Source organism: Amycolatopsis sp. NPDC057786 (genome assembly GCF_042797905.1).
GTDB lineage: Bacteria > Actinomycetota > Actinomycetes > Mycobacteriales > Pseudonocardiaceae > Amycolatopsis.
The window spans coordinates 1-12,015 of record NZ_JBHVKW010000090.1 but is presented as its reverse complement, the minus strand read 5'-3'; the positions used below and the strand labels follow the sequence as shown (position 1 = coordinate 12,015).

15 protein-coding genes are annotated in these 12,015 nt (G+C 69.2%); 12 read left to right on the top strand and 3 right to left on the bottom strand.

The window, feature by feature from the left end; genetic code table 11:
• Positions 1-2 precede the first annotated feature (2 nt).
• From ACFVM3_RS32850 to ACFVM3_RS32820, 7 genes are all read left to right on the top strand, one after another.
• Positions 3-581 carry a TIGR03086 family metal-binding protein gene (locus ACFVM3_RS32850; protein ID WP_378443793.1) on the top strand — a complete coding sequence of 193 codons (579 nt, stop codon included), beginning with the start codon at positions 3-5 and terminating at the stop codon, positions 579-581.
• Positions 582-810: 229 nt separating this feature from the next.
• Entirely contained in the window at positions 811-1,434 is a 624-nt protein-coding gene (locus ACFVM3_RS32845; protein WP_378443792.1) for an SRPBCC family protein, read from the top strand.
• Between the two features lie 66 nt (positions 1,435-1,500).
• A complete protein-coding gene (locus tag ACFVM3_RS32840) occupies positions 1,501-2,082 on the top strand; it encodes an AAA family ATPase (protein WP_378443791.1) in 582 nt (193 codons plus the stop codon).
• Positions 2,083-2,406: 324 nt separating this feature from the next.
• Positions 2,407-2,979, top strand: coding sequence for a YbaB/EbfC family nucleoid-associated protein (locus tag ACFVM3_RS32835; protein WP_378443790.1), 573 nt, complete (start codon positions 2,407-2,409; stop codon positions 2,977-2,979).
• On the top strand, positions 2,976-3,308 hold the full coding sequence (locus ACFVM3_RS32830) for a type VII secretion target (RefSeq protein WP_378443789.1): 333 nt from the start codon (positions 2,976-2,978) through the stop codon (positions 3,306-3,308). Before ACFVM3_RS32835 ends, ACFVM3_RS32830 begins: the two co-directional genes overlap by 4 nt.
• Entirely contained in the window at positions 3,305-4,546 is a 1,242-nt protein-coding gene (locus ACFVM3_RS32825; RefSeq protein ID WP_378443788.1) for a hypothetical protein, read from the top strand. Before ACFVM3_RS32830 ends, ACFVM3_RS32825 begins: the two co-directional genes overlap by 4 nt.
• A gap of 59 nt (positions 4,547-4,605) precedes the next feature.
• Positions 4,606-4,983 (top strand): RidA family protein, encoded by a 378-nt coding sequence (locus ACFVM3_RS32820; RefSeq protein ID WP_233599163.1) that lies wholly within the window; start codon positions 4,606-4,608, stop codon positions 4,981-4,983.
• 1 nt (position 4,984) lies between these two features.
• Here the strand turns inward: ACFVM3_RS32820 and ACFVM3_RS32815 are convergent, their stop codons facing one another.
• Positions 4,985-6,457, bottom strand: a complete 1,473-nt coding sequence (locus ACFVM3_RS32815) for a multicopper oxidase family protein (RefSeq protein ID WP_378443787.1) — start codon at positions 6,455-6,457, stop codon at positions 4,985-4,987.
• 153 nt (positions 6,458-6,610) lie between these two features.
• On the opposite strand from ACFVM3_RS32815, the gene ACFVM3_RS32810 reads away from it, so the two are divergent.
• From ACFVM3_RS32810 to ACFVM3_RS32800, 3 genes are read left to right on the top strand one after another with little or no spacing between them, the layout of a single operon-like run.
• The gene (locus ACFVM3_RS32810) at positions 6,611-7,432 is read left to right on the top strand and encodes a hypothetical protein (RefSeq protein WP_378443786.1); all 822 of its coding nucleotides are present in this window, start codon (positions 6,611-6,613) and stop codon (positions 7,430-7,432) included.
• A gap of 16 nt (positions 7,433-7,448) precedes the next feature.
• Positions 7,449-8,579, top strand: coding sequence for a sensor histidine kinase (locus ACFVM3_RS32805; RefSeq protein WP_378443785.1), 1,131 nt, complete (start codon positions 7,449-7,451; stop codon positions 8,577-8,579).
• Positions 8,579-9,250 carry a response regulator gene (locus ACFVM3_RS32800; protein WP_378443784.1) on the top strand — a complete coding sequence of 224 codons (672 nt, stop codon included), beginning with the start codon at positions 8,579-8,581 and terminating at the stop codon, positions 9,248-9,250. The genes ACFVM3_RS32805 and ACFVM3_RS32800 overlap by 1 nt, the downstream gene beginning before the upstream one ends.
• A gap of 1 nt (position 9,251) precedes the next feature.
• Here ACFVM3_RS32800 and ACFVM3_RS32795 read toward each other — a convergent pair whose 3' ends face one another.
• Together ACFVM3_RS32795 and ACFVM3_RS32790 are read right to left on the bottom strand one after the other, a co-directional pair.
• Positions 9,252-9,812, bottom strand: a complete 561-nt coding sequence (locus ACFVM3_RS32795; RefSeq protein ID WP_378443783.1) for a dihydrofolate reductase family protein — start codon at positions 9,810-9,812, stop codon at positions 9,252-9,254.
• 99 nt (positions 9,813-9,911) lie between these two features.
• Entirely contained in the window at positions 9,912-10,616 is a 705-nt protein-coding gene (locus ACFVM3_RS32790) for an SDR family NAD(P)-dependent oxidoreductase (RefSeq protein WP_378443782.1), read from the bottom strand.
• 86 nt (positions 10,617-10,702) lie between these two features.
• On the opposite strand from ACFVM3_RS32790, the gene ACFVM3_RS32785 reads away from it, so the two are divergent.
• Both ACFVM3_RS32785 and ACFVM3_RS32780 read left to right on the top strand, forming a co-directional pair.
• Positions 10,703-11,320 carry a TetR/AcrR family transcriptional regulator gene (locus tag ACFVM3_RS32785; protein ID WP_378443781.1) on the top strand — a complete coding sequence of 206 codons (618 nt, stop codon included), beginning with the start codon at positions 10,703-10,705 and terminating at the stop codon, positions 11,318-11,320.
• 47 nt (positions 11,321-11,367) lie between these two features.
• A complete protein-coding gene (locus ACFVM3_RS32780; protein WP_378443780.1) occupies positions 11,368-11,943 on the top strand; it encodes a hypothetical protein in 576 nt (191 codons plus the stop codon).
• Positions 11,944-12,015: the final 72 nt, after the last annotated feature.

Below are 12,015 nucleotides of genomic sequence, written 5' to 3'. Positions count from 1 at the left end.
TCATGGAAACCTTCGATCGCTACCGGCGGACACAAGACGCCTTCGACGCCGTGCTCGCCACCGTGCGGCCGGACCAGTGGGACGCGGCGTCGGCGTGCGAGCACTGGACGGTGCGCGACGTGACAGGGCACGTCATCTGGGGGCTGGAAGTGCTGCGCCACCACGCGTCGGGCCGGGATTTCACCGTGGAGAACGGGCCCGCGGGCTCCGAGAAGCCCGGAGAGCTGGCGGGTGAAGACCCGCTGGCCCGCTGGCGCGCGACCCGGGCGGCGGCCGGCGCCGTCGTCACCGGCGAACTGCTCGATCGGCCCGCCCCCGCGTGGTACGTGGCCAACCGTCCTGATGCGACGGTCGCGGACTACCTGGCGCTGCTGACGTTCGACACCCTGGTGCACACCTGGGACATCGGCTCCGCGCTCGGCGTGGACGTGCGGATGGATCCCGACATCGTCGCACCGTCGTTCTCGCTCGCCCGGCTGATCATCAGCCGTACGCCGGGCACCTTCGGCCCGCGGGTGAAACCGGCGGCGGACGCCGACCCGCAGGCGCGGTTCCTGGCTTTCCTCGGCCGGAAGGCCTGAGTCCGCGGTTTCGCGCGTCCCCAGGTGCCGGAGGGGTTGCGAGAGCCACTTTCGCAACGTTGAAGGTTGCGAAAGTGGCTTTCGCAACGCCATACCCGGCCCTTGAGATCTTGTGGACAGTGGCGAACTTCAGCTCGTGCGGGACTCCCTCTTGACGCTTCCTCGTCGTCGTTATAGCTTCTAACTACAGAAAGAAGCTGTAACGACACATGGAGCCGAGGAGAGAATCATGTTCCGGATCAGCACACGCGCCGCCCTGCTCACAGTCCCGCTGGCCATCGCCGGGGTCCTCGGCGCCACGGCACCCGCCCAGGCGGCGCCCGCTCAGCACACCAAGCCGACTTCGCTTACGTGTCAAGGAAAAGGCATCGACCGGTCTGCCAAGGTGCACTATCGGACCGAGATCCTCGTCAAGGCGCCGCTGCGCACCATCTGGAACCTGCAGACCGACGTGGAGGCGTGGCCGTCCTGGCAGAACCCCGCCATCCCCGTCACCATGAAACGTCTGGACCCCGGCCCGCTGCGCAAGAATTCCCGCTTCCAGTGGACCATTCCCGTCCCGCCCGGCATGCCCTACCCGCCCGGTGACGCGACCATCGTTTCCACCGTCCGGCAACTCCAGCCCGGCAAGTGCGTCCGCTGGACCGGCCCGCTCGACGGCCCCGGCGGTATGCACATCGACGGCGTCCATGTCTGGAACTTCGTCAAGGTCCCCGGCGGCGTCATCGTCCGCACCGAGGAGAGCCACACCGGCCCGCAGGTCGACAAGGACGTGCCCGGCTCCACCGCGATGCTCGGGCAGGGCCTCGAAATCTGGCTGAAGGACCTGAAGAAGGCCGCCGAAAGCCGGTAGTCGACGGGGCAGACCCGACCTACGTCCGAGGCGTGTCGCCCGCCCGGTTCGCCTTATGCTCCCCGCATGGAGATCATCGGGCCGGACGACGCCCTTCCCCCGCGCAGGATCCGGCGGGCCGCGGTGGCGGGCCCGGCGGGATCCGGCAAGACGACGTTGGCGCGAACCCTGTGTGAACGCATGGGGTTTCCGTTCGTCGAGTTCGAGTCCTTCTTCCACGCGCCCGGCTGGACGGTGCGGGAGACCTGGCAGGCCGACGTCCTGGACTTCATCAGCGGCGACGAGTGGGCCATCGAATGGCAGGGCGAGGAGGTCCGGGAGCGGATGACCGAGCGGCTGGACGTCCTGGTCTGGCTCGATCATCCGCGGGCGATGACCGTGGCACGCACGGTCGTCCGGACGCTGAAACGCCGCGTGGGGCGCGGCTCGAAGATCGCCGGCGGCAACGTCGAGGGACCGCTGCGCACGTTCTTCACCGATCGCGACCACATCGTCAAACTCGCCTGGCGTTATCACCCGATCATCCGATCCCGCGTGCGCAAGGTCATCGCCGAGAACCGGTATCCGGACCTCGTCGTCGTCCGCCTGCGTGGTCAGCGCCAGGTCGACCGCTGGCTCGACGGGCCACTCGCCCGGAACCTGCGCTAGCGCGGATTCCGCATACGCCGCACGACGCCGACTTCACTGGCGACTGTCCCATGAGGACATCGAGCGGCCGGCGTTCCGCACGATCATCGCCCTGCCCCGATCCGCCACTCCCGAGGACCTTTCGGGCAGTTCTCGATCACCGGGGTTGTCCCGATCCGCGGCCGGTGGTAACGATACGGGCGAATCAGCTTGTGCCCTACCGGTCCACTGCGGAGCCAGGACGGCCGGTCTACCCTCCGTGCTGGGAAGCCGGGGGTGTTCCGCCTCGTCGACCCTCTCGCATTCTCCGTTCGTGATCCCATCCCAACCAGGCCAAGGCGACGCATGCAACCCAATTTCGACGCAGGTGAGGACTTCGCGCTCCTTTTGGAGCGTGAGGCCAAGAAACTCGAGGAAAAAGCCCATGCCCTGACGGCCGCGTTCACCGCGTCCGCGTCCACTGTGCGGTCCCCCGACGGCTCGGTGACGGTGACGGTCGAAGCCAACGGCTCGCTGAGCGCGATCGAGTTCGGCAACCGGGCCACCGCGCTGGGACCGGCCCGGCTCTCCTCCCTGGTCATGCAGACGGTGCGCGAGGCCCAGCGCAAGACCGTCGAGAAGGTCACCGAGTCGTACACCGAGATCAACGGCGAAGACGAGGCCGCGCGGTTGGTCCGCACGTTCCTGCCGAAGGTGGAGGACGAGGAGGACACGCCGGATACCCCGGAGCAGGACAAGTGGGCTCCGGAAGCGCACCACCAGGATCCGCGTCCGCAGGCGGGATATCGGCCGCCGCCTCCGCAAGCCGGCCCCCCGATGCCGCCGCAGCCCGGCCGTCCCGTGCGGCCGCCGAACCCTCCGGCGCCGCGACCCCGGCGTCCTGCCACCCCCGACGACGATGAAATGAGCCCGTGGTGAGCGGATTCGGTGTCAAGACGGAAGCCCTGAACGAGTTCGCCGGTCACCTCGACAAACTCGAAGACGCCCTGCGGAAGAGCGCCGGCATGGTGGGCGGCTGCGTGGCCGACCCCGGCATCTTCGGCATCTTCGGCGGCCAGATCTACGGCGCCGGCGCGAGCATGCACTGCGGGAAGGCGCGGGACCACCTGAACAAATACTCCGAGAACGTGCAGGAGTTCTCGGACCGGGTGCGCGAGGCCGCGAAGAAGTACGACGCCAACGAGCAGGAGGCGGAGAAACTGATCACCGACGCCGGCAAGGGTATCGACGAGGTGAAGGTCAAGTGAGCGACGAGTACCGCCCGAACGACTTCGGGAACGCCACCGGCACCAAGGCCGACGACTTCAAGGACGAGAACCGCAGCTTCCTCGCGGGCAGCGGGGACACGGCGGGCGCGGGCTTCTTCGATTCCGCGTTCTCACTGAAGAAGGCCGTCGACGACGGCGACAGCCTCAGCATCGGGCTGGCCTCGGCGGGGATGGCGATCGAGATCCTCGGCATGGTCGTCGACCCGATCGGGTCGCTGCTCACCGCCGGGATCGGCTGGCTGATCGAACATATCGTCATCTTCCGCTGGCCACTGGACTTCCTGCTGGGTGACCCGAAGGGCATCGAGGCGGCCAAGACGGCGATCTACAACGAGGGCAAGGCCGTCAAGGAGTGGTCGGAGGATCACGCGGCCGCCACCAAGAAGTTCATGGAGAAGTGGGACGGCGAGGCCGCCGACAAGTTCCGCGCCGACATGGAGGGCGTCGCCGCCCAGATCGACGCGCTCGCCGAGTACATCAACTTCGCGGGCAAGCAGATGGGGATCGCCGGTGCCGTGATCGGCGCGGTCCGCGGCATCGTCCGCGACATCATCGCCATGACGCTGGCGGGCATCCTCAAGGCCGCGATCGTGGCGGTGGCACTGGCGCCCGTCACCTTCGGCGGTTCGATCATCGCGGCGATCGGCTCCATCATGACCACCGTCGCCGTGGCGATCGCCAAGATCGCCAAGCAGATCGCCGACACGGCCAAGAAGCTCGCCGAGATGATCAAGATCCTGGCCAAGACGCGTGGCGCGGCAGACGAGGTCGTCAAGCTGACCCTCGGCGGCGGCAAGATCACGCTGCCCAAACCGAAACCCGCCGGCGGGACACCGATGCCCGGCGGCAAGAAGCCGATCGAAGGCCCGCCGCCCAAGCCGGGTGACACCACTCCGGAGGCCACGCCCAAGCCCCCTCGCGAGAAGCTCAGCGACATGCCCCTCCGGGTCGTGCGCGAGAAGCTGACGAAGGTGCTGGAGGGACGCCCCGAAGCGGCGGACATCCTGAAGCGGTTCGACTACTGGAACAGCTTCCCGATCGGCGACCTGCACAAGCGGTTCCCCAAGGTGGCGGACGCGATCGAGAAGACGACCAAGATCCTCAGCGACCCGACCTACGGCGCTTCGGGCATGGCCGGGAAGACCATCGTCGAGCTGACGAAGGCCATCCCGCCCGCCGCGAACGAGAAGCCGCCGGAGGACAAGGAAGAGCAGTAAAGGCGAAGCGGCCCCGTACCGGTTTCCGTACGGGACCGCTTTGTGCTTTCGTTCGGGTCATGACTGAACGGGTGAACATCTCTTCCGGTGGGGACTTCGAGCGGGTCTTCGGGTACAGCCGGGCGGTGCGGGTCGGCGAGCACATCCACGTTTCCGGGACGACGGCACGGGAACCCGCCCGTTCGGGCGACGCGTACGAGCAGGCCACGGCCGTGCTTTCGATCATCGAGACCGCGCTGCGGGACGCCGGTTCGAGTCTGGTCGCGGTGGTCCGCACGGTCACCTACGTGACCGACATCAAGGACGCCGAACTCGTGGCGCGGGCACACCGCGAAGCCTTCGGGGACGTGCTTCCCGCGGCCACGATGGTCGAGGTCTCGGCGTTGCTCGACCCGAAGATGAAGGTCGAGATCGAGGCCTACGCCATCGAGAAGTAGCTCAACCGCCGTGGTCGTGGCCCGGCATCGGAAGCAGCCGTGACACGCGGTCTTCGGTGCCGGGGGCGACGATGACGAACTGCCCCATCATCCCTTTGTCCTCGTGGCGCAGGATGTGGCAGTGGTACATGTACGGTGCCGCGGGATCCGCGTGGCGGCCGAATTCGACGGCGAGTCTCACCGTGGCCTGTTTCGGCACGTAGACGGTGTCCTTGGGGCCGCCGAGATAGGCGGGTGGGGGCGCGCCGTCGATTTCGAGCACGCGGAACGCGACTTCGTGGATATGGAAGTTGTGCGTGTAGGTCGTGTTGTGGATTTCCCAGATCTCGCGCGCGCCCGCCGCGACGACCTCGTCGATCCGCGTCATGTCCATGTCCTTGCCGTTGATCTCCGAACCGGTCAGCGTCATGCGCCGGACGCGGGCTCCCGGTGGCGCTTCGGGCAACGGCGCCGTGGAAAGGCGAGCCGGCAATGGTGGCACGTCCCGCGGCGGTCCCGCCGCGACGATCTTGAGCAGGTCGAAGTCACCCTCCTCGATGTCCGTCGCCGCCTCGGTCCGCTCTCCCACGCTCCGGAGGATCACCTGTTCTCCGGGGACGAAGGAGGCGACGAACTCCAGGCGTTCGCCGGGGCTGAGGGGCACCCGCCGGACGCCGACGGGGCCGGGCAGGAGGCCGCCGTCGGTGGCGATCACGTGGAACTCGCGCCCATCGGTGAATTCGAGGAAGTAGACCCGGGCGTTCGACCCGTTCAGCACCCGGAAGCGGGTCCGCCCGGCCGGCACCTCGACGAACGGATCGAACGTCCCGTTGACCAGGACGGTCTCCCCGATCAAGCCGAACGTGCCGTCGAACTCCTCCACGAGCCGTCCGTCGGAGTCGAGCCGTTTGTCCTGGAGGATCAGGGGGATGTCGTCCACCCCGTAGTCCGACGGCAGACCGGACGCGGTCGCCTCGGGGTCCACGATCTGGATCATCCCCGCCAGGCCCCGGTAGACATGCCGGGCCGTCTGTTCGTGCGGATGCGGGTGGTACCAGCCGGTGGCGGCCGGTTGGTCGACCGTCCACTCCGGGTTCCACGTGCCGTCCGGCCGGATCGTCTGGTGCGGCCCGCCGTCCATCCGGGCTGGCAGGCGCATCCCGTGCCAGTGCAGGGTGGTCGGCTCGCCGATCCGGTTCGTGACGGCCATCGCCACCCGGTCACCGCGGCGCATCCGCAGCGTCGGGCCCAGATGGTCCCCGTTGATCCCCCACGTGCTCACCCGCTTGCCAGGGATCAGTTCGGTCTCGCCCCGGCGGAGGGTGAGCTCGAACCGGCGGGTACCGGAGGCGTCCAAGTCCGGCGCCAGCAGCGGCGGCACCCGCAGGCGGTTGGCGAACGCTCCCGGCGGATGGGCCGTTTCCGCCGCGCAGCCCGCGACGCCGGCTCCGGCGGCCGCGAGTGCGGCGAGTTTCAGGAAGGAACGTCGGTCCATGACGCGATGATCGCGGGGGGAAGGCATCCGGCACGTCGGCCGGGAACGGTAATCCGGGAAGTCAGACCGGGACGGTAGGTCATCCCGCCGCGGTAGGCGGTTGCCCGTCACGGGCGGACGCGCCGCGGGGTGGGCTCGGCCAGAGTCGTCACCATGAGAAAACTCGTCGCGGCGGCGATCGCCGCCGCCGCCTTCATGACCGGTTCGCCCGCGCTGGCCGAGGCGGGCGGACTCGACCTCACCGTGACCCCGTCGGGCTTCACCGCACCGTCCACCGCCCGCGCGGGCGTCCTCACCCTGAAGGTGCGGTCGGAAGATCCCGCGGGCGCGTGGATCGGCCTCGTGCGGCTGCGTCCGGGGGTCGCGCTCGAAACCTATGCGCGGCACCTGAAACAGGCCATGTCGGACGAGCCCGCGGAGGCGATGGCCGGTGGCCGTGCGGTCACCGGCGACGCGGAGATGTTCGGCGGTGTCGCCGTCGCGGCCGTTCCGGCGGCGGCCGCGATCGCCGTGTCCCCCGGTGACTACCACCTGGTGGATTTCCGCGACGTCGCCGAGCCGGACTTCCTGTCCCGGATCCGCCCACTACGGGTCGGCCGGGGGCCATCGGCGACGGCACCCACGGCGACGGCGGCGATCATCGCGACCGACACCGGGTTCCTCGCGCCGCGTTCCCTCACGTCCGGCGCACCGGTGTTCGTGCTCAACGCTTCCGCCCAGTTCACCGAGGCCATGCTGCTGCCGGTCCGGCCGGGGACGGCACTCGCCGACCTCGACGCCTTCTTCGCCCGCACGGGGCCGAGTCCGTTCACCGGCCGCCCGACGGGGGTCGTGCCGCTGTCGCCGTGGCGTTCGGCGATACTCACCACGGCACTCCCTCCCGGCGAGTACGCGCTGGTCACCTGGGTGCGCGACCTGCGCACCGGGGAACCGCTGGCGCTGCGCGGCGCACGTGCCCTGGTGCGCGTTGCCTGACATCACAGAGGTCTTGATGAGCCTGAGACGCCCCATGACGGCCGAGATCGCGGCCGGGATCGGCGTCGCGGTGCTCGTGGCCGTCTCGGCGGTGACCCGGATCGGGCCGAGCGGACCGGAAGGAACGCTCGGCCCGTCCGGTGCCGCCCTGCTCGTCCTGCTGGCCGCGCTGCTCACCGCGCGCCGGATCTTCCCGTTCGGTGTGCTGGTGGGCGTCAACGCGGTCGTCGCGGCGTGGTTCGTCCTGGACTGCCCTGGCAGGCTGATCACCGTGGCTGCGCTGATCGCCTGCTACACCGTCGCCGCCGAACGCGGCTGGCGGCTCGGCGCCGCGGCCTGGGCGGTCACCGCCGCGGTGTCCACGGTCGTTGTGCACGGAACCCTTGGCGTGACATGGTTCGACGACCGGGCGGTGAACGCGCTTTCGCTGGAACTTGCCGCGGTGGCGCTCGGTTCCGCCGTCCACTATCACCGCGCGTACGCCGCGGGCGCGCGGGAACGGGCGCTGCGGCTGGCCGAGCAGGCCCGGTTGCGGGAAACCGAGCAACGGCTGGAGATCGCCCGCGAACTGCACGACGTGGTGGGCCACACCCTGGTCGCGATCAGTGTGCAGGCGGGCGTCGCGACCCACGTCCTGGCACGGAATCCGGAGCAGGGCGCGGCCGCGCTGCGCACCATCAAGACGATCAGCGACGAGGGATTGGCCGAAGTCCAGGCGCTGCTGGGCCTGCTTCGCGTCGACGGGACCACGGCCGACCGGAGTGGTCTCGCGCGGCTGGACACCCTGCTGGACCTGACCAGGGCGACCGGTGTCCCGGTGGAACTGGTGGTCGGGGGCGAACGCCGTTCCCTGCCCCCACGCGTGGATCTGGCCGCGTTCCGGACCGTCCAGGAAGCACTGACCAACGCGCGAAAGCACGCGCGGCCGACGTCGATCCGGGTCTGTCTGCTCTATGGTGACGACGTGCTGGAGATCGGGGTTCGCAACGACGGAGCGGGCGAAAGCTCACCGTCTCCCACAGGTGGCAACGGGATCACCGGGCTCCGTTCACGGGCCACCGCCTTGGGCGGCACCCTGCGTGCGACTCGGAGCGGCGAGATCTTCGAAGTCACCGCCACGCTTCCCACGCGTGCGGAGAACCTCTGATGCCGATCCGGGTGCTCATCGCCGACGACCAGTCCCTGGTGCGGGCGGGCTTCCGGGTGCTCGTGGAGTCCGAGGAGGACATGGAGGTCGTCGGCGAGGCGGGCGACGGGGCCGCCGCGGCCTCCCTCGCCGAGCGCCTCCGCCCCGACGTCGTCCTGATGGACGTGCAGATGCCCGGCACCGACGGGATCGAGGGTATCCGGCGCATCACCGCGAACCCGGAGCTTTCGGCGGTGCGCGTCCTCATTCTCACCACTTTCGACACCGAGGATTACGCGGTCGCGGGCATCACCGCGGGCGCGAGCGGCTTCCTGCTCAAGAACACCGCGCCCGACCAGCTTCTGCACGGCATCCGGGTGGTGGCGGGCGGCGAAGAGCTCCTCGCCCCTGGCCTGACCCGCAGGCTGATCGCGCGGCTCGTGCCGCCCGCGTCGCCGACCGTGGACGACACGGTCTTCGCCGAACTCACCGCCCGCGAACGGGAAGTCGTCGCCCTCGTGGCCGAGGGGCTGAGCAACGCGGAGATCACCGCGCGTCTGTTCATCAGCGTCGCGACGACCAAGACCCACGTCAGCCGCGCGCTGAGCAAACTGGGTGCCCGCGACCGGGCTCAGCTGGTCGCCATGGCCTATCGCCACGGCCTGGTCAGCCCACCCGAGCCCGGCCGGTGAACTAGACGCGGTAGGTCACGTGGACCGCCTTTCCCGCGGTCGCGCTCACCTGGGTGAGCGACGCGGAATCCACGCCCTCGAACAGGCGGGTGCCGCCGCCGACGATCTCGGGCACGACGTGCAGCCGCAGTTCGTCGACCCAGCCACCGGCGAGCGCCTGCTGGACCACCGAAGCCCCTCCCGCGATCACGACGTCACGCCCGGCCGCCGTCTCCTTCGCCTGCCGGAGCGCCGCTTCGACACCGGTGACGAACGAGAACCGCGTCGGCCCCTTCACCAGATCCGGGCCGGGGCGACTGGTGACGACGTAGACCGGCATCCCCCAGGTCCCGTCCTCGCCCCAGAGCCCGATTCCCACGTCGAACAACGTCCTGCCGATGACGAACGCGCCGGTGTTCTCGAACATCACGCGGGCCGCCGCCTCGTCTGCGGCGTCCGGATCCTCCATGCTCCACGCCGTGAGCCGCTGTCCCGCGGTCCCGAACGGCGCGTCCACACCGACACCCTCGCCCGCCACGTACCCGTCCAGCGACGGGCTGATGTCGACGATCGTCTTCCCCACCGGGGCCTCCCTTGTCCGTTTCCCCGATTGTGGGCACGGGGGCGGGCGCTCACATCCGTCCACAGTGGTACATCCGCCCGTACCTCATGGGGATGACGGTCACCTCCCGAACGAACCGACCAGCGCCTCGGGAGTTTCGCGCGTCGCGTAGAGCTGCCAGAAAGCGTCGGCGAAGACGTCCGGGTGGACCACCTCGGGCTCGAAATCCAAGGGGCTCGCGGTGAGCGTCCGGTGTGGCACACTGCCCTCGATCATCGCGCCGACATTGACGGCCCCGGCGTAGACGCCCTTCTCCGCGAGCACGGCGTTCAGGTTGTGGAAATAGTTGCGCAGCGCGGCCTGCGCCATGCCGACGTTGCCGAGGAAGGGCGCCGGGTGCAGGCCGGATTGCCCGGCGGTGAACAGGATCGCGCCGTCGCCGCGCTCGGTCATATCCGGCAGGACGGCTCGCACCAGCGCCACCGCGGACACCAGGAAGCGATCCAGGATGAGGCGGAGATTCTCGGGGTCCACGTCGAGCACCGGCACGATGCCCTCGCCCATGGTCCCGCCGCCGGGGTTGAACGCCACCGCGTCGATCCGGCCGACGGCGGTGACGGCGGCCGCGATCTGCGCCGGCTCGTAGACGTCGGCGACGAACCCGCTCGCCTCGATGCCATCGCGATCGAGCTCGGCGACGAGCGCGTCGAGGTTCTCGGTGGTGCGCGCGACGAGGGCGATACGGAAGCCCTCGCGGCCGAAGCGACGCGCGAGGGAAAGGCCCAGCACCGGTCCGGCGCCGAAGATCGCGAGTGTCTTGGTCATATTGTCCTCCTGAAGACTTAAGTTGAGGGTTGTCTCAACTTATACCCGTAACTTGAGGACTCCTTCAACTTGACTACGATGCCGCCATGACCAAACCCCTGCGGAAGGACGCCCGGCGCAACCGCGACCTGCTGGTCGAGGCCGCCAGGGGGCTCTACGCCGAGCGTGGCCTCGATGTCGCGCTCGAAGAGATCGCCAAGGCCGCGGGCGTCAGCATCGGCACGCTGTACAACCACTTCCCCCAGCGCGCGGATCTGGTGAACGCCGTGTTCGCCGACCGGACCGAGACCGTCGCGAAGCTGGCCGAGCACGCGCTTTCCCTCGACGACGCCTGGATCGGTTTGACCTCCTTCGTCGAACGGGTCTGCGAATTGCAGGCCGCCGATCGCGGCTACAACGAACTCGCCTCGACCCGTCCGCCGCAGACCGAAGACCTCGAACACGGCTACGAGCTCATGACCCGGATCGTCGAACGCGCCAAGGAGAGCGGCGACCTGCGAGCGGACTTCACCCTTGAGGACATGGCCTTCGTGACCTGGGGGATCGCACGCACCGTGGAGGCGACCGCGGCCGTCCGGCCGGAGGTCTGGCGCCGCCATCTCGCGCTGCTGTTCGACGGGATGCGGGCGCCCGCCGCGAATCCGCTGCCGGAACCCCCGCTGCTGCCAGGGGAAATGGCCCGGATCATGAGCGGCTGCGGCTGAAGGCAACCCTCCGCCCCTCCGGCGCGTGTTCACCCTGGAGGGATCCCATGAAGTCGAAACCGTTGCTCATCGCGCTGACACTGTTCGTGACCACGGCCTGTTCCGGGGAGCCACCGCCGTCCCCCGCGACGGTCACCGTCACCCCGCCGTCCTCGGTGCCGCGACCGCCTGCCGGGCCGGACGCCAAGACCGTCGCCTGGCTCGATGGGGTATGCGGCGCGGTGTACGGCTACATGAAGGCCCACGACGAGCACTCGCGCAACCAGCGGTCGGGAACGGAAGTGACCCGCGGGGCACTGAAGGAAGATCTCGGAATTCGCGCGGGTTTCGCGGCCAAGGTCGTCGACGACCTGACCGCGCTGCCCCCGTCACCGATTCCTGGCGGCGACACGGTGAAGAAGTCCCTTGTGGACCAGTACGCCGCCGCGAGGGACGCGGCGACCGCGGGCAAGCAGCGGTTGGAGAAGTCCGGGAACGAAGCCGCCATGGACGCGGCCATCAAGGCGATGGACGCCACCCAGAAACCGCTCACGGACACTCCCGATCTCCTGCCCGCGCTCAAAATCGAGACGCCGGAGCTCATGGCCGCCGCAGCGGAGGCCAAGAAGTGCGCGCCCGCTTGAGGACGGTCCACTCGGGGCAGTCCGCGATCGTGTCGCGAAAGCCACTTTCGGGACATCACACGTCGCGAAAGT

Bases quoted from the DNA above. Each gene is read 5' to 3' on its own strand.
- ACFVM3_RS32850 (WP_378443793.1), top strand. From the start codon at position 3: ATGGAAACCTTCGATCGCTACCGGCGGACACAAGACGCCTTCGACGCC.
- ACFVM3_RS32845 (WP_378443792.1), top strand. From the start codon at position 811: ATGTTCCGGATCAGCACACGCGCCGCCCTGCTCACAGTCCCGCTGGCC.
- ACFVM3_RS32840 (WP_378443791.1), top strand. From the start codon at position 1,501: ATGGAGATCATCGGGCCGGACGACGCCCTTCCCCCGCGCAGGATCCGG.
- ACFVM3_RS32835 (WP_378443790.1), top strand. From the start codon at position 2,407: ATGCAACCCAATTTCGACGCAGGTGAGGACTTCGCGCTCCTTTTGGAG.
- ACFVM3_RS32820 (WP_233599163.1), top strand. From the start codon at position 4,606: ATGACTGAACGGGTGAACATCTCTTCCGGTGGGGACTTCGAGCGGGTC.
- ACFVM3_RS32815 (WP_378443787.1), bottom strand. From the start codon at position 6,457: ATGGACCGACGTTCCTTCCTGAAACTCGCCGCACTCGCGGCCGCCGGA.
- ACFVM3_RS32810 (WP_378443786.1), top strand. From the start codon at position 6,611: ATGAGAAAACTCGTCGCGGCGGCGATCGCCGCCGCCGCCTTCATGACC.
- ACFVM3_RS32805 (WP_378443785.1), top strand. From the start codon at position 7,449: ATGAGCCTGAGACGCCCCATGACGGCCGAGATCGCGGCCGGGATCGGC.
- ACFVM3_RS32800 (WP_378443784.1), top strand. From the start codon at position 8,579: ATGCCGATCCGGGTGCTCATCGCCGACGACCAGTCCCTGGTGCGGGCG.
- ACFVM3_RS32790 (WP_378443782.1), bottom strand. From the start codon at position 10,616: ATGACCAAGACACTCGCGATCTTCGGCGCCGGACCGGTGCTGGGCCTT.
- ACFVM3_RS32785 (WP_378443781.1), top strand. From the start codon at position 10,703: ATGACCAAACCCCTGCGGAAGGACGCCCGGCGCAACCGCGACCTGCTG.
- ACFVM3_RS32780 (WP_378443780.1), top strand. From the start codon at position 11,368: ATGAAGTCGAAACCGTTGCTCATCGCGCTGACACTGTTCGTGACCACG.